The sequence below is a fragment of the Methylobacterium segetis genome, assembly GCF_004348265.1.
Lineage (GTDB): Bacteria > Pseudomonadota > Alphaproteobacteria > Rhizobiales > Beijerinckiaceae > Methylobacterium > Methylobacterium segetis.
Genome location: NZ_SMNT01000029.1, coordinates 16,377 through 35,999 on the forward strand (window position 1 = coordinate 16,377; position 19,623 = coordinate 35,999).

At 71.0% G+C, this 19,623-nt stretch carries 24 protein-coding genes; 7 read left to right on the forward strand and 17 right to left on the reverse strand.

Annotated elements, in window-relative coordinates; all coding sequences use genetic code 11:
* Positions 1 to 5: 5 nt before the first annotated feature.
* Genes E1J50_RS09860 through E1J50_RS09880 form a run of 5 tightly spaced genes read right to left on the reverse strand, consistent with a single transcriptional unit; the run spans position 6 to position 4,579 of the window.
* Positions 6 to 1,340, reverse strand: a complete 1,335-nt coding sequence (locus tag E1J50_RS09860) for an ATP-binding protein (protein ID WP_007563947.1) — start codon at positions 1,338 to 1,340, stop codon at positions 6 to 8.
* Positions 1,337 to 2,083 carry a response regulator transcription factor gene (locus E1J50_RS09865; protein WP_007563949.1) on the reverse strand — a complete coding sequence of 249 codons (747 nt, stop codon included), beginning with the start codon at positions 2,081 to 2,083 and terminating at the stop codon, positions 1,337 to 1,339. The genes E1J50_RS09860 and E1J50_RS09865 overlap by 4 nt, the downstream gene beginning before the upstream one ends.
* 12 nt (positions 2,084 to 2,095) lie before the next feature.
* Entirely contained in the window at positions 2,096 to 2,782 is a 687-nt protein-coding gene (locus E1J50_RS09870; protein ID WP_007563950.1) for a ZIP family metal transporter, read from the reverse strand.
* A 7-nt stretch (positions 2,783 to 2,789) separates the two neighbouring features.
* The gene (locus tag E1J50_RS09875; protein ID WP_132253020.1) at positions 2,790 to 3,776 is read right to left on the reverse strand and encodes a cation diffusion facilitator family transporter; all 987 of its coding nucleotides are present in this window, start codon (positions 3,774 to 3,776) and stop codon (positions 2,790 to 2,792) included.
* 47 nt (positions 3,777 to 3,823) lie between these two features.
* Positions 3,824 to 4,579, reverse strand: coding sequence for a cation efflux transmembrane domain-containing protein (locus tag E1J50_RS09880; protein WP_050735098.1), 756 nt, complete (start codon positions 4,577 to 4,579; stop codon positions 3,824 to 3,826).
* A gap of 67 nt (positions 4,580 to 4,646) precedes the next feature.
* On the opposite strand from E1J50_RS09880, the gene E1J50_RS09885 reads away from it, so the two are divergent.
* A complete protein-coding gene (locus E1J50_RS09885) occupies positions 4,647 to 5,192 on the forward strand; it encodes a MerR family transcriptional regulator (protein WP_007563954.1) in 546 nt (181 codons plus the stop codon).
* Between the two features lie 145 nt (positions 5,193 to 5,337).
* Here the strand turns inward: E1J50_RS09885 and E1J50_RS09890 are convergent, their stop codons facing one another.
* The gene (locus tag E1J50_RS09890; protein WP_007563956.1) at positions 5,338 to 5,763 is read right to left on the reverse strand and encodes a MerR family transcriptional regulator; all 426 of its coding nucleotides are present in this window, start codon (positions 5,761 to 5,763) and stop codon (positions 5,338 to 5,340) included.
* A 69-nt stretch (positions 5,764 to 5,832) separates the two neighbouring features.
* Between E1J50_RS09890 and E1J50_RS09895 the strand changes: the two genes are divergently transcribed.
* A complete protein-coding gene (locus E1J50_RS09895; RefSeq protein WP_007563959.1) occupies positions 5,833 to 6,255 on the forward strand; it encodes a hypothetical protein in 423 nt (140 codons plus the stop codon).
* The gene (locus tag E1J50_RS09900) at positions 6,255 to 6,479 is read left to right on the forward strand and encodes a GDCCVxC domain-containing (seleno)protein (protein WP_007563961.1); all 225 of its coding nucleotides are present in this window, start codon (positions 6,255 to 6,257) and stop codon (positions 6,477 to 6,479) included. Before E1J50_RS09895 ends, E1J50_RS09900 begins: the two co-directional genes overlap by 1 nt.
* Positions 6,480 to 6,608: 129 nt before the next feature.
* Here the strand turns inward: E1J50_RS09900 and E1J50_RS09905 are convergent, their stop codons facing one another.
* From E1J50_RS09905 to E1J50_RS09955, 11 genes are all read right to left on the reverse strand, one after another.
* On the reverse strand, positions 6,609 to 7,010 hold the full coding sequence (locus tag E1J50_RS09905; RefSeq protein WP_308445189.1) for a MerR family DNA-binding transcriptional regulator: 402 nt from the start codon (positions 7,008 to 7,010) through the stop codon (positions 6,609 to 6,611).
* Between the two features lie 201 nt (positions 7,011 to 7,211).
* Complete coding sequence (locus E1J50_RS09910) at positions 7,212 to 8,516, reverse strand: ABC transporter ATP-binding protein (protein WP_007563965.1); 1,305 nt, start codon at positions 8,514 to 8,516, stop codon at positions 7,212 to 7,214.
* 66 nt (positions 8,517 to 8,582) lie between these two features.
* Complete coding sequence (locus tag E1J50_RS09915) at positions 8,583 to 9,380, reverse strand: GNAT family N-acetyltransferase (RefSeq protein ID WP_132253022.1); 798 nt, start codon at positions 9,378 to 9,380, stop codon at positions 8,583 to 8,585.
* A 121-nt stretch (positions 9,381 to 9,501) separates the two neighbouring features.
* Complete coding sequence (locus tag E1J50_RS09920; RefSeq protein WP_007563971.1) at positions 9,502 to 10,212, reverse strand: transglycosylase SLT domain-containing protein; 711 nt, start codon at positions 10,210 to 10,212, stop codon at positions 9,502 to 9,504.
* Positions 10,212 to 10,922, reverse strand: a complete 711-nt coding sequence (locus tag E1J50_RS09925; RefSeq protein WP_007563973.1) for a copper-binding protein — start codon at positions 10,920 to 10,922, stop codon at positions 10,212 to 10,214. Before E1J50_RS09925 ends, E1J50_RS09920 begins: the two co-directional genes overlap by 1 nt.
* 75 nt (positions 10,923 to 10,997) lie before the next feature.
* The gene (locus tag E1J50_RS09930; RefSeq protein WP_007563975.1) at positions 10,998 to 11,288 is read right to left on the reverse strand and encodes a copper-binding protein; all 291 of its coding nucleotides are present in this window, start codon (positions 11,286 to 11,288) and stop codon (positions 10,998 to 11,000) included.
* A 163-nt stretch (positions 11,289 to 11,451) separates the two neighbouring features.
* A complete protein-coding gene (locus E1J50_RS09935; protein WP_043380886.1) occupies positions 11,452 to 12,870 on the reverse strand; it encodes a multicopper oxidase family protein in 1,419 nt (472 codons plus the stop codon).
* Positions 12,871 to 12,911: 41 nt separating this feature from the next.
* Entirely contained in the window at positions 12,912 to 14,444 is a 1,533-nt protein-coding gene (locus tag E1J50_RS09940; RefSeq protein WP_132253025.1) for a TolC family protein, read from the reverse strand.
* Between the two features lie 47 nt (positions 14,445 to 14,491).
* Positions 14,492 to 14,788: a hypothetical protein gene (locus E1J50_RS09945; protein WP_007564146.1), complete on the reverse strand. Its 297-nt coding sequence runs from the start codon at positions 14,786 to 14,788 to the stop codon at positions 14,492 to 14,494.
* A gap of 168 nt (positions 14,789 to 14,956) precedes the next feature.
* Positions 14,957 to 15,385, reverse strand: coding sequence for a hypothetical protein (locus tag E1J50_RS27790; protein ID WP_238195257.1), 429 nt, complete (start codon positions 15,383 to 15,385; stop codon positions 14,957 to 14,959).
* Between the two features lie 245 nt (positions 15,386 to 15,630).
* A complete protein-coding gene (locus E1J50_RS09955) occupies positions 15,631 to 16,242 on the reverse strand; it encodes a DUF2231 domain-containing protein (RefSeq protein ID WP_050735106.1) in 612 nt (203 codons plus the stop codon).
* A gap of 522 nt (positions 16,243 to 16,764) precedes the next feature.
* On the opposite strand from E1J50_RS09955, the gene E1J50_RS09960 reads away from it, so the two are divergent.
* From E1J50_RS09960 to E1J50_RS09975, 4 genes are all read left to right on the forward strand, one after another.
* A complete protein-coding gene (locus E1J50_RS09960) occupies positions 16,765 to 17,319 on the forward strand; it encodes a sigma-70 family RNA polymerase sigma factor (protein ID WP_039903061.1) in 555 nt (184 codons plus the stop codon).
* Positions 17,316 to 17,966 carry an NrsF family protein gene (locus E1J50_RS09965; RefSeq protein ID WP_132253028.1) on the forward strand — a complete coding sequence of 217 codons (651 nt, stop codon included), beginning with the start codon at positions 17,316 to 17,318 and terminating at the stop codon, positions 17,964 to 17,966. Before E1J50_RS09960 ends, E1J50_RS09965 begins: the two co-directional genes overlap by 4 nt.
* A 359-nt stretch (positions 17,967 to 18,325) precedes the next feature.
* Complete coding sequence (locus E1J50_RS09970) at positions 18,326 to 18,568, forward strand: hypothetical protein (RefSeq protein ID WP_039903393.1); 243 nt, start codon at positions 18,326 to 18,328, stop codon at positions 18,566 to 18,568.
* A gap of 577 nt (positions 18,569 to 19,145) precedes the next feature.
* Positions 19,146 to 19,559: a hypothetical protein gene (locus E1J50_RS09975; protein ID WP_050735108.1), complete on the forward strand. Its 414-nt coding sequence runs from the start codon at positions 19,146 to 19,148 to the stop codon at positions 19,557 to 19,559.
* Positions 19,560 to 19,623: the final 64 nt, after the last annotated feature.

Consider the following 19,623-nt stretch of genomic DNA (forward strand, 5'->3'; position numbering starts at 1 on the left):
GTGTGTCAGCCGCCGCGCCCAGCCCGGGGCACGCGGATCTCGGCCCGCAATCCGCCCTCCGGCCTCGTGGTCAGGATGAGCGTGCCTCCCTCCGCTTCCACGGCCCGCCGCGCGATGGTCAGGCCGAGTCCGGTCCCGCCGGTGTTTCGGTTGCGCGACCCCTCCAGGCGGGTGAAGGGCTCGAAGGCGCAGGCGACGTCGCATGCCGGGATGCCGGGCCCGTCGTCGTCGATGCGCAAGACCAGCGCTGTCTCTTCGGCCGCCAGGGCGATGCGCACCCGCGCGCCGTAGCGCACGCCGTTGTCCACGAGGTTCTCCAGCGCCCGCCGGAAGGCGACTGGGCGCACCGTCGCCAGGGCCCGGCCGGGTCCTCCGTATGCGACCGCCCGGCCGGCATCCGCGGAGGCGTCGGCGACCCCCATCAAAATGCTCGCGACGTTGGTGACCTGCCGCGGCTCCGGGTCGGCGTCGCCCCCCAGGTAGGCCAGCGTCGCGTCGACCATCGCCTGCATGTCGTCGAGGTCGGAGGCCATGGCGCGGCGCCCGGCCGGGTCCTCGACGTGGTCGAGGCGCAGGCGGAGCCGGGTGATGGGCGTTCGCAGGTCGTGGGACACGGCGGCGAGCGCCTGCGTCCGCTCGCCGACCAGCCGGTGGATGCGCTCCTGCATCGCGTTGAGGGCACGGCCGATCCCTCGGGTCTCGTCGGGACCAATCTCGGGAACCCGGACGGGGGCGCCGTGGCCGATCCGTCCGGTGGCCCGGGTCAGCTCCCGCAAGGGGCCGGCGATCCGATGCATCAGGACGACCGCGGCCACCCCGACGAGGATGGCCATGGCGGTGGCGAGCGAGGCCCAGGGCGCGACGGGGACGAGGCTCGGGGCGTGCGCGGACCGGAAGGTCAGCGCGCTCCCGTCCGGAAGCGGGATGATCCCGCGCAGGTCCTGCCGGTGGAGCGGCTCGTCCGGCGCCTCCAGGTTCAGGGCGAGCCCCGCCCCGAGGACCGGTTCGAGGGCGAGGAGGCGGTCGCGCAGGTCCCGGAGCGCGGGATCGGTCGCCCCCGGGGGGCGAGCCGGCGCTGGGGCGTCCCAGCCGATCTCGAAATGGTTCGACGAGAGGGCCTCGGCCTCGTCAGCCCGCTCCTCCGGCGGGCGCCGCGACACGGCCTCGCGCGCGATGACGAGTTGGCGGGCGACCTCGGTGGCGAAGGCCTCGTCGGCGGCGGCCGCCGCCGAGAGGCGGTAGATCGCCAGCGCGCCGCCATGGACGAGGAGCACGGCCAGGAGCAGGACGACGACGGTGCGCCCCTCCAGGCTGCGGGCGAGGCCGAGGACGCCCCTCATGCCCGCTCGACCTTGGCGGCCAGCATGTAGCCGGTGCCCCGCACCGTCTTGATGACGGCGGCCGTCCCCGCGGGCGGTTCGAGCTTGCGCCGCAGCCGGCTGACCAGGGTGTCGACGCTGCGGTCCGACGGCGCGGAGAGGCGCCCGCGGCCCATCTCCAGGATCTGCTCGCGGCCGAGCACCCGGCCCGGGTGTTCCAGGAACACCAGCAGCAGGTCGTGCTCGGCGCCCGACAGGTCGACGGCGGCGCCTTCGGGATCGGTCAGGGCGCGGCTGCGCAGGTCGAGCCGCCAGCCGGCGAAGGCGAGGGATTCCGGCCGCGACGCCGCGCTCGGCACCGGCGCGAGCGCCGACCGGCGGAGCACCGCCCGGATCCGGGCGAGGAGTTCTGGGCGCCCGAACGGCTTGGCGACGTAGTCGTCGGCGCCCAGTTCCAGGCCGAGCACCCGGTCCGCCTCCTCGTTGCGGGCGCTCAGCATGATGACCGGGACGGTGCCCTTCGCCCGCAGGGCCCTGAGCAGGTCGAACCCGGACGCGCCCGGCAGCATGACGTCGAGGAGGACGAGGTCAACCGGCGTGTCGGGCAGGAGCGACCACATCTCGGCGCCGCCGCGGCAGCCCGTGACCCGGAAGCCGCTCTCCCGCAGGATGCGGCCGACGAGCACGCGCATGCCGTCGTCGTCCTCGACGAGCAGGATGTGGGCCTCGTCCGGGAGGGACCTGGTTTCGCCCGCGGCAAGCATTCCGGATACAGCCTAGCCGATCATCCCGTCGAGCAGGAGCAGCAGCAGGAAGCCCGCGAAGAACATCGCCGTCACCCAGGGGCGGTCCTCGGTCTCGTGCGCCTCGATGAGGAGTTCCTCGGTCACGAGGTACAGCAAGGCGATCAGGCCGAAGGAGAGGAAGCCGGCCTGGACGGCGGCGGGCAGCGAGCCGACGGGCCCGCCGAGCAGGGCTCCGAGCGGGAGCAGCAGCACGAGGGCGGCCGTCAGGCCGACCACCTTGCCCTTCGACGCGCCGCCCTCGCCGAGTTCGTTCGCCACGGTTAGTCCCAGGAACAGCACCTCGATGGTCAGCGCGACGGTGAGCAGGATGCCGGCCTTCGCCCCGGCCGCGAAGGCGATGCCGAGGACGAGGCCGTCCACCAGGATGTCGATGCCGGTGACCGACATCAGCCCGGCCGGCCCCTTCACCCGCTTCTCCAGGATACGGACGAGGAGCATCGCGGCGACGCCGAGCGCGCCCCCGACCAGCATGGCCCAGGGCGATCCGGCATGCTTGACGTCGGGCAGGATCTCGCCCGCGGCCGCCGCGAAGACGACGCCCGCGGCGAAGTGCTGGATGGCGCTGACCAGGACGGGGCCCGGCCGCAGGTTGACCGCCACCGCCGCGCCGACGACGGCGGCCGCGGCGGGGATCAGGGTATAGGACCAGGCTTGCATGCCGCGCTCAGACCACGTGGTCCGGAGCCAGGGCGCAGGCGGTGGCCTCGCTCGTCTCCACCTGGAGGGTCGTGTGGCTGATGCCGAACCGCTCCCTGATGCCGGTGGCCGCCGCCATCAGGAAGGCGTCGTCGGGACGGCCGCCGGGCATGAGGAGGTGCGCCGTGAGGCAGGTGTCCGTGGTGCTCATCGCCCAGATGTGCAGGTCGTGCAGGGCCGCGACGCCGGGCAGCCCTTCGAGGTGGCGGCGTACGGCGACCGGGTCGATGCCCGGCGGGACGGCGGCGAGGGACAGCGTAAGACTGTCTCGCAGGAGCCCCCACGTGCTCCAGACGATGACGGCCACGATGGCGAGGCTCACCACCGGATCGAGCCACGTCCATCCGGTGTAGAGGATGACGAGGCCGGCGATGACCACCCCGGCCGAGACGGCGGCGTCGGCCGCCATGTGCAGGAACGCCCCGCGGATGTTGATGTCGCCCTTGGCCCCGGAGGCGAACAGCCACGCGGTGATGCCGTTCACCAGGATGCCGATTGCGGCCACGACCATCACGGTCTTGCCTGCGACCGGGACGGGCTCACCGAACCTCTGGATCGCCTCCCACGCGATGGCGCCGACGGCGACCAGCAGGAACACGGCGTTGAAAAGGGCCGCCAGGATCGACGAGGCCTTCATCCCATAGGTAAACCGCGCGCTCGGGGCCCGCCTGGCCAGCACCGTCGCGATCCAGGCCACGATGAGGCCGAGCACGTCCGAGAGGTTGTGGCCGGCATCGGCGAGCAGGGCCACCGAGTTCGCCAGGACCCCGTAGGTCGCCTCGACGGCCACGAAGCCGACGTTGAGCGCGATGCCGATGGCGAATGCCGTCCCGAAGCTTGCGGGGGCATGGCTGTGCCCTGGCCCATGGGAATGCCCGGCATGGTCGTGACCCGCCTCGCCGTCGTGGTCATGCGATCCGTGATCATCTCCTGCGCGTGCGTCGTGTGATGTCATGGTCGTCCCTGTATCCGTCTTGGTCTGTACGCGGATCGGTGCGCGCCTTATCCGGACGCCGCGGTTCGCGTCGTGACGGCGCCTTCGCGATACTCCGCCCAGGCCTGCCGCAGGATCTGCACCGACGAGGTCAGGAAGATGCCGGCCATCACCGCCGCGACGGCGAGGTCGGGCCAGGCCGACGCGGAACCCCAGACACCGAGCGCAGCCACCATCACCACGACGTTGCCGATGGCGTCGTTGCGCGAGCACAGCCAGACCGAGCGCACGTTGGCGTCGCCGTCCTTGTAGGGGCGCAGCAGCAGTACCGAGCCGAGGTTGGCTGCCAGGGCCATCAGCCCGATGACGCCCATGACCTCGGCCTTGGGCACCCCGAGCACCAGGACGTGGTAGGCAGTCGAGCCAAAGACCCAGACTGCCATCACGCTGAGGGACAGCCCCTTGGCGAGCGCCGCCGTGGCCCGAGCCCTGAGGGACGCTCCGATGACCGCGAGGCTCAGGCCGTAGGTGACCGTGTCGCCCAGGAAGTCGAGGGCGTCGGCCTGGAGCGCCTGCGAGCCGGCAAGGTGCCCGGCGGCCATCTCGGTCAGGAACATGGCGCCGTTGACGGCGATGACCGTCCACAGCACGCGCTTGTAGCGCGGGTCGACCCCGTCGAAGACGGGCACGCCCCCAGAGCAGCCGCAGGCATCCCCCGTGCCGCAATCGCCCCCCGCGACGACCTGCGGCGGCGCCGCCGGATGCGCACGTTCCGCCCTCGATGCCTGACAGCCAACGGTCGAGCCGCAGCACTCCTTGGCCATGACGCCTCCTTTCCAAGTCGTGGACGACTGCCTACTTCCTCCAGCGACTAGAGGAGCAAGCGGAAAAATGGAGCTGTCGATAGGCGAGCTGTCGCGGCGTACCGGCGTGCTCGCCACGACCATCCGCTACTACGAGACGGCCGACTTGATGCCGCCGCCGCCGCGGACGGAAGGCGGCCGCCGCCGCTATGGGCGGGCTGACATCGAGCGCCTGGCCTTCATCCGCCACGCGCGCGAGCTCGGCTTCGAGGTGGACGCCATCCGTGAGTTACTGGCGCTGGCCGCCCAGCCCGACCGCTCCTGCGCCGAGGTCGACAAGATCGCCCGGCGTCACATGGCCGAGGTCGAGCGCCGCATCGAGCGGCTCATGGCCCTGAAGGGCGAGCTCGCCCGCATGACCGACGCGTGCGGCCAAGGCCGGGTCGGCGAGTGCCGTGTCATCGAGGTCCTCTCGGACCATGCCTGCTGCGAGGATGAGGGCCACCGCGCTACCCGGAGCCGGCGTCCCACAAGGCCGGAAGCGAAGCAGGGAGCCCGGCCCCGGAGCGCATCGTCGTCGACATTCGATCAGGAAGACGACATGATATTTCGGGAGGGCCGGGCTCAGCCGTGATTGGGACTTCCGAACATTCGAGGTTTGAAGCAACCGAATGCCAGGACCGCTTCCTGTAACCGCTCTGGTTCGCGGCCGGAGCGGACCGACGGTGGGGGCCTCTGGGTCTACCGAGGATGCAGGCGTCGGATGGGTGCTCCGAAGCTCACTCGGCGGGGTCGATCATATCGAGCACCGGGCATCCAGGAGCCGCCCCACCGGGGCACTGCTCGATGGTTTCGGCCAGGAGACGTTCGAGCCTTGACAGGTCCGCGATCTTCGCACGCACCCGGTCAAGGTGGTGCCTCGCGATCCCCTGTCCCTCGCGGCAGGTTGCCTTACCAGGCCGACGCAGTTCGAGCAGCGCCCGAACCTCGTTCGGCGTGAAGCCAAGTTCGCGTCCGCGACGGATGAAGGCCAGGGTGCGCTCGTGCTCGACGCCGTAGGACCGATGGCCACCCTCGGTGCGCGGGGGCGAAGGGAGTAGGCCGACCTTCTCGAAGTACCGGATGTTCTCGATGTTGACGCCGGTCCGCAGCGACAATTGACCGATGGTCAGGGCCCCGCTTCGCGCCCCCTTAGCCGTACCCATGAAGATCGCCCTTGATCCTGTAGTGGCTACAGGATGCAGGGTAGCCGAGGATCACGATGGATACGAGACATGACCCTCGATCAGACACCGCCTGCCGAACGACCCGTCCACGAACCGGCCGCGGTCAGCGTTGGCAGCATCGCTGCGCTCGGCGCCATCACGGGGCTCGGTGCCCTGGCGGCCTCGTCGTGCTGCGTGCTGCCCATAGTCTTGGGCGGCCTCGGGATCGGTGCTGGGGTCTTCACGGTCCTCGGCGTGCTCGCCTCTCTTCGCACGCCGCTGATGCTCGTCAGCGTCCTGGCGGTCATCGCCGGCTGGTTCTTCTACGCGCGGCGGCGACGGGCTGCTTGCGGGCCGGATGGATCATGCCCAGCTCCGCGTCGGTCATCCGCCCCCCTGGTGCTTCTCAGCCTCGCCACGCTGTTCATCGCCGCCGCTGCGGCCGGGAGCTACTTTGAGCCCGCCCTGATCAAGATGCTGCGGACAGCCTGATGAAGCTGATCTCGATCCTGACCTGTCCGCATTGTGGGCACCGGGCTTCGGAAACGATGCCGACCGACGCCTGCCAGTTCTTCTACGAATGCCCTGGCTGCGGCACTCTGCTCCGCCCGAAGAAGGGCGATTGCTGTGTATTCTGCTCGTACGGCGATGTCCCGTGCCCGCCGATCCAGGAAGCTCAGGAACGAAATGAACCGGCGAGCTGCTGCAAGGGCTGAGCAGCCATACTGTTTAGCTCCATCACGCCCACCCGGTGAGTGGCGCTGCGCCAAAACCGAGGTCGGCTTGCGCAAACCCATCCGAACGCCGTGCGGGTCGCCTGATGCAAAGCGTCCCAGTCTGGCGCGCTAAGGACAAAAACACTGCCGGCGCAGCAGCCAGAAACCTGCCCAGAATCGTAGGATTGTGAACGTGGCGCACGCGCGCCCCATGGCAGCCAGCGGCGGCGCGACTATCGACGGATGCCGCGCGTGCACGAACCGCAGCCTGCGCACCTCGTCCTCGGCGTAAACCCGAAGGCCCGACACCGACCGGGTCGGTGTCGGGATCAGGCCCGTCCGCACGTAGTAGCGGATCATCTTGGGCGAGATCCCGCAGGCGCGTGCCACCTCCCCGATCCTCATCGCCCCACTCCTAGTTCCGTCGAGGCACGTCGGCGCACCCGGATGAGTCTGGACGCCGCGACCGACCCGGCCCCGCGACCGCTTCGCTCGGCTCGAACGCCGGTGTGATCCGGAGCGTGCTCGCATCGCCGCCGGCCGAGCCGCGCCGGACGGCCTTAGGGCACGCGACGTCGCCGTGGCCGGAAGCACCGACGGTGGAGCCCCGAGGGCCGCGGTCGCCTTCGCTACCGGGGGCGGCCGCGCCAGGACCTCGTATGGTGCGGGCCCCGGGAGGCGGAGCGGGGGGAGGCCGCGGTCGGGGAACGGCACAGGTTGGGCGCCCGTCGGCTAGGCCGCCTCCCGTGCCGAAACCGACCTCGTGATGCCTGGCTGAACGGCAGCCGGAAGGTCGACGGCCCGCGTGACCTCGGCGAAGCGCGCCGCCGCGTCCGACCAATCCTGGGCGAAATCGAACAGCTCCCTGAGGGCGGGCGCGATCTCCTTGTAGGCCGCGAGCGCCGCCACCAGGGCGCCGAGCGTGAGGCGGCCTTGCACGACGAGATAGCCGCCGATCAGGAAGAAGAAGAACGGCGTGAGGTTGGACGTGTAATTGTACAGGCTCTTGATGCCGCCCTTCATGTCGTTGATGGCGACGCGGAGCCGCTCAAGCTCCTCGACGTGCGCCATGTGGCGCCGCAACGACGAGGCGGATGCATCGCGCTCCGCCGCGGAAGGGGCGAGGCCCGGACGCCCGGCGACCTCGGGCGTGGTGACGAGGGCGCCCAGCGTCCGCGTGGCGAGGACGCGCTGCCGGACCTTCGCGTTCAGACGCCTTTGGAGGCGCGGCAGGACCGTAAGCTGCACCGGCAGCATGATCAGCGCGGCGAAGGCAAGGGCGACGTCCTGGAGCAGGAGGAAGGCGACGCTCGTGACCAGCACGCCCCCCTGCACGATGGGGACCGCGACGAGGCTGCCGCCGAAGTAGCCGATGGGCTCGACTTCCTGGACCGCCACGGCGGAGAGCGTCGTGCGGCGTTCGACCGAGCGCTCCGTCCGCACGCGCCGCAGGACGGCCAGGCGCAGGCGTCGCACGACCCGCTCGTTGACGCGTCCGCGGACCCGGTTCGCCGCGTACTTCAGGAGGCCGTTCACGGTGAGGACGGCGAGGTAGCCGGCGCACAGCGCGAACAGGAGTTCCGTGCGGCCGAGGGGGAGTCCCAGGAACGTCATGCCGGGATGCCCGTCGCCCCGCGCGTCGTCGAGCGTGTGGTTGACGATGTGCTTGGGTATCTCAAGGGTCAGCCAGGCGGCCGGCAGCGTGGCGAGAGACAGGAAGACCAAGCGGACCTGGATGCCCGCCGTGGCACCCAGGACGTATGCCTCCAGGCGCCGTCCCGGCCGGAGCGCGAAGCCGCGATGCCGACGGCCACGGGACGGGGCGTCCCGCAGGGCATCGGTGGCTCCCGCCGCGGCGACAGCATCCGCCGTCCGCCGACGGCGGCGCAGCGCGGCGCGGCCGACGAGCCACGCGGTCCACACAGGCGCCACGACGAAGACGAGGAGGGCATCGGCGACGATCCACCAGTGGCCGTGTGGGTAGTCGAGGCCCGTGAGCCTGTGGGCGAGGGCGTGGATGGCTTCGATTGCCGTCACGGGGCGGATCGGTCCGAATGTCCGGGAGGGGAGGGCGCGCTTCGCGACCCGGCGTGATTGATGGGCTCAGTCGGCATCCGGCGGCTCCGCCTCTCGTGCGTCCACCTCCGACTGGATGCCGTCCCCTGGGTGAGCGCCGTAGCCCTCGTCCCGCGGCGTGGCGCGCGCGCCGCGACCCACGGCCCCCGCCCGCGGTTCGAATCGGACGGTTCGGAACGTCCCGAAGGCGAACTGGCGTCTCGTGCGGATCGAACAGGGTCTGAAGCCCGCCCGTTCGACCGCCTTGAGGGAGGCGGCGTTGTCGGCGTCGACGAAGGCCACCAAGTGTCCCTTGCCCAGTGACCGGGCGCGTTCGGCGATCAGGTACACGGCGGCGGCCATGACGCCCAGGCCGCGGAAGCCCTTCGGCGTGAAGGCGTTCTCCAGCATGGCCTCGTCGGCTGCCAGAACCGGCAGGGCCCCGGACCGACGGACCGCGTCGCCGTAACCCGGGTCGGTGAGCCACTGGACGTGGCACGGGCGGCCCGACCTGACCTCTTCGAGCACGTAGCAGCGGCTCGGCAGGACGCCGTGCGCGGCGGCACGCACTCGCCACTCGACGTCATCGCGTTCGCGTTTCGCCGCCTCGTCGCCGCCGGAGGGGAAGAGGGCCGCGAGGTCGTCCGGCCGGAAGTCGCGCAATCGCACCGGGATTTTGGCGACCGGCGGTTCGATGGCGACCGACAGGTTCCGCCCAAAACCTATCGAGACCCGCCTGGAGTAGGGGCCCAGGGCGATGCGCCGGGCCACCCTGGCGCGCAGCATCGCCAAGCCATCGCCGAGGGAGCCGTCGCCGCGCGCGTGCGGGTAAGGCTTGAACGTCATGCCGAGCCTCCCTCCATTCGCCGCCGGCGCACCAGGGCGGCCATGCGTCGACGCGCACGGGTGACCGGCGCCTTCCGGCGCACCCAGGGGAGCGGCGGGAGCGCCGCCCATTCGGGCCGCATCAGCCGCCCTCCATGATCCGGGCGGTCCGGATCTCGACGGCCCGGACGCGCGCGACGTGCGCGGCCCAGAACCGGTTCGCGAGGAACATGACGGCCGTCGGCGCCGCGCGGGTTTTCGATGCGGATGTCCGCGGGATGCCGGGACCGGCCGTCGCCGCGACCGCCGCGAGCGGCGACCCCATGGCGGCCAGCCGGTCGTGGGCGCGCCGGCAGTAATCGACGGAGTGCGGCGTCATGCGCTCCTCGCCGTGGCCGGCACGATACTTGGCCAGGGCACGGCAGACATCGCCGCCCGCGAGGCTCCAGGCCCGTGCGAGGTAGGCGACGCCGAAGCGGATGTTCGTGGCAGGGTCGAGAAGTTCCGCGGCCGGCCCGCGATGACCGAGCATCGCCGCCGTGGCCGGCCGGACCTGCATCAACCCGAGTTCGCCGACCGTTCCGACCGCCCCGGCGTCGTAGCCGCTCTCGACGAACGCGACCGCCTCGGCGAGCGCGGGCGGGACCCCGCGTGCCGTCGCCTCCCGCATGAGGAGTTCGCCATAGGCGGTGCGACCGCGGGCCTTGGCGTTCCCGGGGGCCGTGGCCGTCGCGGATGGTCCCGTGGTGCCCTCCGCCGCGGCCGCCCCGGCGCCGGCAACGGCGGCGAGGCCGAGGAGGACGCCCAGGGCGCGAGGTGCCGCCGGGCGTGGGACGTTCCGGCCGTATCCCACTACTTGGCTTTCTGGATGCGGGTGACGGCGATCGAACCGTTCACGCGGTCGGCCGAGAACCGCACCCGCTCGCCGGGCCTCAGGCCCTTGAGCATGGCCGGGTCCTGGACCTTGTAGGCCATCGTCATCGCGTCCATCCCGATGTTCGGGATGGTCTCGTGGTCGAGGGTCACCTTGCCCGCGGCGTCGTCGACCTTCTTGACGGTTCCGGCGACGAGCGGGGCGTTCGACGGCGTCGCCTGCGGAGCCGGCTGCGGGGCCGCCTTCTCCGCGGGGGGCGTTTCCGGCTGACCCTGGGCCGGGTCGCCCTTCGCTCGACGGTCCAACGGTCCCTCGCCCGACGGCGTCTGGTTCGGCTGCGGCCGGTAGCCGGCCTCGCGGCTGCGGACCTGCCACTGCTTCAGGGCGTCGATCTTGGCCTGCTGCTCGTCCTGGATCTTCTGCGCGAGCTCGCGCAGCTGCCGGTCTCCGCCGTAGTCGAGCTGCGTCTTGGCCAGGAACAACGTCTCCTCGTAGCTGGCGATCAGCAGCTCCGCGAAGTCCCGGTCCGGGTCGCCGGTCAGCTTCGTGTCCCGGAAACGGTTCGACATCGTTTCGCGCGCCCGCTCCAGGGCTGCGGGCGCGCCCTTGGCGGGCTGCGCGCCGGCGTGCTGCGGGATCGGGCCGACGAGCGCGGCCGCGAGCGCGGTGGACAGGATCAGGCGTCGCATGGTTGCTCCATCTCAGGGCTCCGAAGCCCTCGCGCGGGACCGGGCGGAAGCCGCACGGGGCTTCCCTCCAGGGCGCTACTTCGTCTTCTGGATCTTCGTGACGGTGTACGCGCCGCCGGCCTCCGCGACGTCGAAATCGACCTTGTCGCCGGCCTTCAGATCCTTGAGCATCGCGGGATCCTTGACGGGGTACGCCATCGTCATCGCATCCATGTCGAGCTTCGGGATCGCCGCGTGGTCGAGCGTGACCTTGCCCGCGGCCGGGTCTACCTTCGTCACCGTCCCCTTCACGGACTGCGCCCATGCAGGCGCCGCGATCGCCAGGAAGGCCGCCGAAAGGACGGCGAGCGGGAACTTGCTTCTCATGGTTTCTTCTCCTCAGGTCGATTGAACCGCCACGCCGGCGCCGTTGAGGGGATCGGCGACCGGCGCGGCGGACTTCGGACGGGATCGCTCCCGTTCCGAACGGGTTCGCCTGCCTCGCTCGTGGCGATTCCGGCAGGCCGTCTGGCGCGTTGTGGGCGTCCGCCTAGTGCTCGTGGCCGCCCGCGTTCGAGGCCGTGCGGCGCGTCCGCGGATCGACGACCCGCAGGTCGGTCTGCCGGGCGCGCCGGGCCTTCGGGGTGTCCGGGGCGCGGGCCGGCTCCGGCATCGGCTCGCCGGTCCACTCGTATGCGAGGGTGCCTTCCGGATGCCTGTACCAACCGGGGTCGCGGTAATCGCCGGCCGCCAGTCCCGGACGGACCTTCAGGACCGTGAACATCCCGCCCATCTCGACCGACCCGAACGGGCCCGCGCCGGTCATCATGGGCAGCGTGTTCTCGGGCAGCGGCATCTCCATCTCGGACATCATGCCACCGCCCGTCGAACCCATCGGCATGTAACCTGGGGCGATCTTCTGGATCTGCTTGGCCGTGCTCTTCAGGTTCACGCCGATGTAGGTCCGCACGTTGTGGCCCATGGCGTTCATGGTGTGGTGCGACTTGTGGCAGTGGATCGCCCAGTCGCCCGGGTTGTCGGCGTTGAACTCGATGGCCCGCATCTGCCCGACCGCGACGTCGACCGACACCTCCGGCAACTGATAGTTTTCGTTGATCCAGCCGCCGTCCGTGCCGGTGACCTTGAAGTCGACGCCGTGGACGTGGATCGGGTGGTTGGTCATGGTCAGGTTGCCGAAGCGCATCCGGACCTTGTCGCCCTGGCGCGCGACCATCGGATCGATGCCCGGCCACACCCGGCTGTTGAAGCACCACATGTTCATGTTGAGCATCGTGTTGACCTTGGGCACATAGGACCCGGCCTCGATGTCGTAGGCGTTCAGCAGCCAGACGAAGTCGCGGTCGACCCGCCGCTCGGCGGGGTCGCGCGGATGCACGACGAAGAAGCCCATCATGCCCATCGCCATCTGGACCATCTCGTCCGAGTGCGGGTGGTACATGAAGGTGCCGGAGCGCCGGAGGATGAACTCGTAGACGAACGTCTTGCCCGGCGGGATGCCGGGTTGGGTCAGGCCGGCGACCCCGTCCATGCCGTTGGGCAGCGTCTGCCCGTGCCAGTGCACGGCGGTCGCCTCCGGCAGGCGGTTGGTGACGAAGATGCGGACCTTGTCGCCCTCGACCGCCTCGATGGTCGGTCCCGGCGACTGGCCGTTGTAGCCCCAGAGCCGCGCGTCCATGCCGGGCGCCATCTCGCGCACGACCGGCTCGGCGATGAGGTGGAACTCCTTCCAGTCGCCGCGCATGCGCCACGGCAGCGTCCAGCCGTTGAGCGTCACCACCGGCTGGTAGTCCGGCCCGCTCGTCGGATAGAGCGGCGGCTGCATGGTCGCCTTGTCCATGATCGGGGCCTCGGGCAGGCCCGCGGCCTGGACGCGCCCGCTGATCATCGACGTGCCGGCGAGCACGAGGCCGCCCGCTCCCAGGATCCCTCTGCGCGAGATGTCGGTCATGGTTTCCCTCCGAATGTCATGGGCGGCGCGGGCCCCCGACCTCAGCCGCCGGGCGTCGCGACGGCGAGGCTCGTGCCCGGGGTGCCCCCGGCGGCCTCGCCGCCGAAGTTGCCCCCCGAGAACCCGCCGCCGACGGTCGCCGCCTTGAGGTCGGTCGCCGCGATCCAGAAGTCGCGCTGCGCCTCGATCGCCTGGATGTTGCTCAGGATCCTGGCCCGGGCGTCGACGATCAGCGTCGTGACGTCCAGCAGCATGCCGCTGTACTGGAGCAGCGCCTGGTCCTGGATCGTCCGCCGCAGGGGCAGGACGCTCGTCTGGTAATGCCGAGTGATGTCGTACTGGCCGCGATAGCGCTGGTAAGCCTCGCGCACCTCGGAGCGGGCGTTGACCGCGCGCTCGGCGAGGCGGTTGGCGCTGGCGAGGTAGCTTTCCTGCGCCCCCCGGACAGCGGTGGCCCCGAAGTCGTAGATCGGGATGACGAGATCCGCCGAGAACCCGTTCAGGCTGGCCTTGTCGACCTTCGGGGCACCGCCCTCGCCCCCCGCGGTCCTCGACCGCGAGAACCGGTTCGCGAAGCCCGCATCGAAGACGCTGACGAAGCCGCTGGCCTGGTTCAGCCCGAACTGCCCCACGAGCGATTGCAGCTCGAAGCGGGCTGCCTGCACGTCGGCCCGCTTGATCATCGCCTCGGCCTCGATGGCGTGCCCGTCGACGAGCCTCCCGGGCAGGGGCGGCAGGCCGTTGGGCAGGCGGAAATCGATGTCCCGCCCCCAGAGACCGAGCAGTCGGGTCAGCCGCTCCCGTTCGGCGCGTTGCTGCACCCGCGCCTTAGCGAGCTGCGCGCCCAACTCGCTGTAGAAGGCGTGCTCGCGCGCCTGTTCCAGCTTGTTCAGAGCCCCCGTCTCGCCCAGCTGCTTGGCCAGCGTCGAGGCGGATTCCGCGCCGGCCAGCGCCTGTTCGAGGAAGGCGGTCGCCTGGTTGGCCGCGACGGTACGGTAGAATTGCCGGCGCGCCTCGCCCCCGAGCCGCAGGACCTGCTCCGCCGCGTTGTACTGGTCGGCCGTGAACCGCTGCCGCGCGATCTCGGCGCGCACCGGGAGCGTAGCCAACTCCAGCACGCTGGCGGCGACGGAGCGCTCGATCTCCGTGTTGAAACCCAATCCCCATTGCGTGATCGAGAGGCGCGGCGAGGGCGGCAGCGTGGCCTGCACGTACTGCGCCTCGGAGACGCCGAGGTCGTTGAAGGCGGCCTGCAAGCCCCGGGTCCTCAGGAGCGCGACCTGCACCGCGCCGTCGGCGGTCAAGGGACGGCGCAGCAACGCGTCCACGCGGGCGTCCGCGCTCGGCGCGACGCCCTGGTCGTCCGCCTTCACGATGTCCTTGCGCAGTTCAAGCGCCGCGTAGCCGCCGGCCACGGAGAGGCCCGCGTCCGGCGAGAAGCTCGCGCAGCCTGCCAAGGCGAGGCCGAGGCCGGTGATGCTCGCGGCCACGCGCACGAACCGCCCCCGGACGGCCTCGTCCGGCGGTCGCGCGCTCGTACCGGCGTGTCCCGGCGCGGTCGTCGTGCCACTCATGCCCGGTAGTCCGGCGCCGCCGCCCGTTTGGTTACAGCGACGGGCCATCACCGGCCCCCCGAATCGCGCTTGCCGCCCATGCCGGGCATCCCGTCCATGCCCGGCATGCCCCCCGTACCGCCGGACCCGGCCTTCGGCGCGACCTGGCGATTGAGCTCGCGCCAATCCTTTGGGTCGACGACGCCGAAATCCTTCACGCCCTGCGTCACCTTCGCGTAGCGGGGCGGCCGGACCGGGATGTCCGGCTCCGAGGGCAGGACGAGCCCGGCGGGAACGGCGGCGGGCATGCAGCCGGCGAGCGGCAGGACCGCCGCGAGCGCGGCCGGTCTCGGCAACTTGAACATCTTGGATTTCCCGAGGTGAGGCGGACGGCCGAAGGCAGGCCCAGGCGTGGCACGGGCCGCGGGTCGAGCGGCGACGGCGTCGCGCCCGGCGAAGGCGTCGGCTCGTTGTGGGTGTGCGAGGCCGTCCCTTCGGAGCGGCCGGGGGCGGGCGCTAGATCCGCCCGCGCGTCACGCTTGGCGCCTCGGCGGCCGCTCGATCCGTAGCGGATGCGCGTCGACGGCCCCGTCCACCTGGACGATCAGGACCCGCTCGGACGGATGAAATTCCAGGGTGATGCTCGCCCATGGCAGGGTGGGAAGCGCGGCTTGGCACGCGAGCGGGCAGCAGGTCGCCGGGCAGGGAGGATGCTTGGGGCGATGCCGATGGCCGGGGCATCCTTCGTCGGCGGCCGCCGCCGGCACGGCGAGGGAAGTCCCCCGTATCCCAGCCTCGTCCGGCTCGTTCTGGCCGCCCAAGGCGCCGGCGGCGTGCGCGAGAGGCGTCGCCGCGGCGGCTGCTATGTGGCGGTGAGCCATCGACTGCCGGCCCATGGTGCACGGCGCTGCCGGCGCGATGGCCAAGGCCAAGGCGAGTACGGCAAGCAGCAATGCGCGCACGACATTCACTGATCAGGGCCCCTGCCTAATCTTCGCGGACATTCTCACGCCGGGGTGGAAGCTGCAATCCGTGGTGCTCGACCGATGTCCCACAAACTCAGCGTGTTGGAAGTTCGCCACATGCCGGTGTCGACGGCGAAGCCGCACTCGGCGGATTGACCGCCACACCGGTGCCAGGACCCCCGCCGCGTTCATGCGACGGGCGCTTGGGGGTACCCGGGACGGGTATCACCGCGGCCCGTCCGTCAATGAGCGTGTTCGTGCGGTGTGGAGGGGGCGTCCGGCGCCGGGCGCGTCACTACCTTGCCCGCGGCGGCATCGGGCGTCTTTGGGGCGTCCGCGGTCTCGTGGTCGTGGCCGTGCTCATGGGGATGGCCGCCGCTTGCGGGGTGGACGTGGTCGCCCGATCTCGGGAGCGCCATGACGCCCAGGCCGTAACGGTAGACGTTCTCGCCGCCGAGCCAGCCCGTGACCACGAGGGCCCCGGAACCTCCGGCGAGGAGCACCAGCAGCAGGACGCCCGCGCCTGCGACCTTCCGGCGCTCCAGCCAGGCGACGCCGGCGGCGGCGAGGAACACGAGCGCGGTGGCGACGGCCCAGCGAAGGTGGACGGTCATGTTCGCGTGCGAGGGCGCGTCGTGATCGACCGTGTTGTACGCCGACCAACCCGTGGCGAGGGTCGCGACCGTGACTGCCGCGCCGATCGCGAGGTTCCATCGGGCGGCGGCCGTGAGCGCGCCTCCCGATGCCGCTTTCCTGAACAGGGTCCCCGCGGCGAAGAGGACGCTGGCCGTGATGAGGAGGGCGACCGTGAAATGGACCGCGACCGGATGCCAGTTCGGGATCACCTCGATCATGATCGTACTCCTAGGAAAACGTCGATGGCGGGACGGGCCGGCTTCTTGCCCGGACCGCCCGCGGTGAGGGGAAAAGCGATGGCGCCGAACGCCGGCCCCGGGCCGAGCCCGCCGTCTTCCCCGGATCGGAGACCGCCCTCTCCGCGGCGCTCTCGGCAAGCCTGTCCATGCGAAGGGAGAGCGCCGGCGGCGAGGCTCCGGAGGCTTCCCGCCCGGCCCGTGGCGTCGGGTACGGCTGGGTCTAAGATCGGGGCATAGGCTTGGCAATTATGCGCGGCACATGCCTACGCTCCCGGGCATGCCGCGAGCGCTGTAACGTTTCGGCGGCCGCTTGCGGATTGTTCTCCGAGCGGCGCGGCCGATCATACGTCGCTTTCGGCCGACGAGCCTCAGGGCGCAGATCGCCGTACGACACGCTCCTACAGGATGGTGCTGCGGTCGTGAGGACACGGTGGGGTGGCGGAACATGCGACGTATCTCTGACATCCGCTCAGCGGCTACGAACCGGCCCGCCTAGTCCCGGTGCTGCAGGTGGAAGAGGAACTGCGCGCGCTGCTCATCGCCAGCCTTGCGGGCAGCGCGGCCGACTACCGGCGCTTCCTGGGGCGGCTCGGGTCGCACCTACGCGCGTATTACAAAGGCAAGCTGGCTCGCTCCGGCCGTACCGACACCGAGGCGGAGGATCTCGTCCAGGAGACGCTGATGGTGATCCATGTGCGGCGGCACACCTATGACGTCACGCAACCGGTGACGCCGTGGATCCACGCCATCGCCCGCTACAAGCTCATCGACCATTTTCGGCGTACGCGTACGGCCGCGGCCGACGTCCCGGTCGAGGATGCCGGCGTGCTGGTGGCTCGCGACGATCATGTCGCGGCGGAGAGCTCGCTCGACGTCGAGCGCCTCCTGGCGCACCTACCGCCCAAGATGAGGAACGCGATCCTCTCGACGAAGGTCGAGGGCCTGAGCGCCGCCGAGGCGGCCGAACGTGCCGGGATGTCCGAGACCGCGATCAAGGTGAGCGTCCACCGCGGCCTGAAGACCCTGGCCAATCTCGTGGGAGGCAAGGCGAGATGAAGACCGACGAACTCATCGGCCTGCTGGGCGCCAGCTTCGAGCGCGAACCGGTCGGGGCCCCCTGGATGACCCGCCGGCTCGCGCTGGCGGTCGCGGTCGGCGCGACGGCCGCGCTGTGCCTGGCGCTGGCGTTTCTGGGCCTGCGTCCCGGCCTGACCGAGGTCCGGCCGCTCCTGGTCCTCGCGTTCAAGTTCTCGTTCGCGGCCGCGGTCGGGAGTCTCGCGCTCCGGTATCTCGTCAGGGCGGTCAGGCCCGGCGGCGAGAGCCGCGTCCATCTCGGGGTCGCCGCCTTGCCGTTCCTCGTGGTCGCGGCGCTGGCGTGCGTGAGCCTTTTGATGGCGCCGACCGAACATTGGCACGGCATGGTATCCGGTCACACCTGGCTCGAATGCCTCATCTCGATCCCCGTGATCGCCGTCGTGCCGTTCGCCGTCGTCACCTGGGCGGTTCGACGGTTCGGAGCGCCGACGGATCTCGTGCGGGCGGGTGCCCTGGTCGGCCTCTCCGCGGGAGCCGTGAGCGCGCTCGGCTATTCACTGCACTGCATGGACGATACCGTACCGTTCGTCGCCGTCTGGTACGGGGGGACGATCGCGATGTGCACGCTCGTCGGAGCGCTCCTGGGACCGCGCCTCCTTCGCTGGTAGCGAGCCGGTTCGGAACATCCTCCGGATCGCCTGCCGGGGTTCAAGGGGCGACGCGACGGTTTGGGGGCCTGTCGCCGGCCGACGCTTCATGTCACGGGCCTCGCTGCGGTATCGCCGCGGATGGGATCCGGCACGACGACGGGCATGACCCTCCCACCCGCCCGGCCGCGCGAGGCAATGCGGCCGCCGCGCATCCCACAATCGCTTGCAGGATCATCCCCCCGGTGAGCGAGGCGCCGCGCCGGGCGACCCCGGCCCAACCCCACAAAGGTTCGCAGCGCGCTGTAACGGTACGTCCAAGACATCCGGACTTAAAGACAAGGAGCGGCAAGCTTCTCGTCAGATCAACGGGTTCCGCCATGAAAAGCAAGATCATCCCCGCCTTTGCAGGAATCGCCATGCTCGCCGGACTGCCGGGTTACGCGCTCGCGGGATGGATGGACAACGTCCCACCCCGTTTTCTGCCCCAGACGCATCAATCGCAACGGACCGAAACGCCTCAGGTCGAAGCTCCGGACGTCGGCCTGACGACCGGATCGATCAGCGCGGTGCCCCGTCGCCCTGCCGCCGCCCGGTCGGCACCCCCCGCCCAGCACTTCTGAACCTCCCGCGGGGTCCGAACCGCCGGACCGGCCGATTGGGGTTGTACGGGGTGAGGTTTGGCGCGCCGCCCTGCACCGCCTACCGCGCGGAGGGCCAAGTGTGCGGTAGGTTTCCCAGATGCCCGGACAGCACGCGCGCGGATGCCGGGAGCCCGGAACCTGCGCCCTTGCGATGGGCGGCCAGCGCAACAGCCCGAGGGCGACGACCGGCTCACGCCTGCGATGCACGCGACCATTCCCCTGTTGACCGCCTTCCAGATTGCGCGCCCGGCAGACGGCCACACCATGTCCGCGGGCTTGCCAGGGGACCGACGGTGTCGATGCGGCTTCCATGGGTAGCGGCCTCGATCCGGCCTCTGCCTGCCGTTCGGGGACGGCCATGGCACGGCAGGCCGGACGCGCCATGGCGCGGTCCGGCGGGCTCACGAGAAACGGGTCGCCGAGACGCCCGCCCGGCGAGGTCGGTCGGCGGATCGACCGCCCGACGGAACGAAACCTTGACCCTCAAGACTTGAGACGCGCCGTCTCCCGTGACACTGGCCTTCCGCCCGGATCGAAAAGCTGGCATCGTACCTGCGTGACGTTCTTGATCGCCCTTCGGCGACTGTTGCCGCTCCTGGCGGTACTCAGCCTCGCCCTGACGCCGGTGGCCGCGCCCGCGGCCGCCGCGGGGATGCGCGCGTTCATCATGGCGCAAGCCGCGCCTGAGGCGACCTCGGCCATTGCCCATGCCGAGATGGAGGGGATGGACGTGGGCGACGCGGACATGGCCGACATGCCGTGCTGCCCGCCCGGGAAGGTGGCGAAGCCCGACTGCGCCAAGGCCGGCTGTCCGCTTTTGGCGCTCTGCCTCGCCAGCGTCGCCTCCCTCCTGCCGACCGCGGCGTCCGTCCCGGCCCCGGTGGCGACGCGGACGAGCCGGGTGTGGCCCGATGCGGCGTCCTTCGCCAGCCTGTCCGGCCGCCCCCTACCTGAGCCCCCCCGAGCCTGAGCCCGATGCCGCCGGCGTGAACGCCGGCACGACGCCGCGCGTCCGCGCGTGGCCATCCATCGCG